The organism is Intestinibacillus massiliensis (assembly GCF_900155735.1).
Classification (GTDB): Bacteria; Bacillota; Clostridia; order Oscillospirales; family Butyricicoccaceae; genus Intestinibacillus; species Intestinibacillus massiliensis.
The window spans coordinates 1-1,173 of sequence record NZ_LT707047.1; the positions used below are offsets into that span (position 1 = coordinate 1).

Here is a 1,173-nt window from a genome sequence, read left to right on the forward strand (position 1 = left end):
TGACCAGGTCGTCCCGGTGCGCCCGGATGAGCCGCGCCCAGGCCGCGTTGGACATGCGGTTGCCCCGGTATTCCTCGAACACATACAGGGTCTGCCCCGCCGCGTCGTACGCGCAGCCGTTGAAGGCGTTCGGGTCGGGGTACCAGCCCCAGTCCTGGCCGTAATAGCGGCGGTCAAGCGCCGCAAGCTCCGCGTCCCCGATCTCCCGCAGCACGAGGTTGCCGAACACCTGCGCGTCCGCGCCGACCGGCTCGCCCAGGTATTCGTGCCGGTACGCCGTGGGATCGGTCGCCTTCAAATGCGCCGCGTCCTCCAAAAACCGCGCCCCCAGCCATTCCGGCGGCGTGGTCAGGTAGGTGCTGTGGTGCACCAGCCTGCCCGGCCTGCCCTCCCGCACGTACCGGTTCGCCCAGTTGCGCGCGGCGGCGGGCGGGTTAAACGATTTGAAGGAAAAGGAAAAGGGGCCGCCGCGGAACAGCGATTGCTCCACATGGCGGATTTCCTCCTCCCCGGCGAACTGGTCGAGCTCCTCAAACCAGGCGATGCCGATATAGCCGGACGGCGTCTTGATGGATTTCAGCTTGCCCGGGTCGTCCATGCCGAAAAACAGGATTTTCTGCCCGGTCGGCAGGTAGGTGCATTCGGGCGGCGAGACCGTGCACCGGAACTGCGGCGACAGCCCCAGCACGCCGATCGCCCAGCACACCTGCGCGTACACGCTCGTGCGCAGCGTCCCGGCCACCTTGCGCAGCACGACGGCGTGGCAGCCCGGGTGCCGCAGCAGCAGGAGCAGCAGCTCGATGCTGACGAAGCTGGATTTTGCCGAGCCGCGCCCGCCCTTTTCCACCAGTTCGCTGACCGCGCCGGACTTCACCGCGCGGTGGGAGCCGTAAAACGCGGGCGAGATCAGCCCGGAGATTTTACACGTCGTCATATATCCGCACCCCTTCGCCGCCGGACGGCAGGGGCTTTTCCCGGAACTTGTCCGGCTTGCGGTTTTTGAGCCAGAAGATCTGCGCGGTCGTGCTCCCGCCCAGCGCGGACTGGAGCAGCGCGTTTTCCACCTCGTAATCGACGACCTCCTTGCCCCGCCTGAGCGCATCCGCGATCTCCGGGAACCGCCTCTGCCATACGGCCAGCGTCCGCAGGCTCACGCCCAGCCGCCCCGCGACC

General features: G+C 67.4%; 1 protein-coding gene and 1 pseudogene. Both read right to left on the reverse strand.

The genetic code is table 11. From position 1 onward, the window contains the following. Positions 1-934 (reverse strand): PBSX family phage terminase large subunit (locus tag CZ203_RS01185; protein WP_143436054.1); only part of this gene is annotated, 934 nt, incomplete at its 3' end. Continuing rightward, positions 921-1,173, reverse strand: a pseudogene (locus tag CZ203_RS01190) (helix-turn-helix domain-containing protein); the annotation flags it as partial. The pseudogene CZ203_RS01190 and the gene CZ203_RS01185, both read right to left, overlap by 14 nt.